Raw genomic sequence first — 510 nt, forward strand, 5'->3', positions numbered from 1 at the left:
CTAGAATTACCATGTCTTTATCGAACAAGTTATCTGTGAAGGACCTCGATGTGTCTGGAAAGCGTGTGTTTATCCGTGTGGACTTCAATGTCCCATTGGATGGAAAAACCATCACCAACAATCAGCGTATTGTGGCCGCTTTGCCAACTATCAAATACGTTTTGGAAAATAAACCCAAAGCTGTGGTTTTGGCTTCTCACTTGGGTCGTCCTAATGGTGAGAAGGCTGACAAGTACTCGTTGGCTCCTGTGGCTGACGAATTGGAGAAACTCTTGGGCCAAAAAGTCACCTTTTTGTCGGACTGTGTTGGTCCCGAGGTTGAAAAAGCTGTCAATGGCGGGTCCGATGGCCAGGTGTTCTTGTTAGAGAACTTGAGATTCCACGCCGAGGAGGAGGGCTCGAGAAAAGTCGACGGCCAGAAGCAAAAAGCCAGCGCTGAAGACGTCAAGAAGTTCAGAAGCCAATTGACAGCATTGGCCGATGTCTACGTTAACGACGCCTTTGGTACCG

1 protein-coding gene is annotated in these 510 nt (G+C 48.2%); it reads left to right on the plus strand.

Annotated features, from left to right (window positions below):
- Positions 1-35 precede the first annotated feature (35 nt).
- Positions 36-510, plus strand: a 475-nt coding sequence (gene pgk / locus H9Y04_RS49345; RefSeq protein WP_214662324.1) for a phosphoglycerate kinase, incomplete at its 3' end; no start/stop codon positions are given.

The sequence above is a fragment of the Streptomyces polyasparticus genome (genome assembly GCF_014493765.1).
Lineage (GTDB): Bacteria > Actinomycetota > Actinomycetes > Streptomycetales > Streptomycetaceae > Streptomyces > Streptomyces polyasparticus.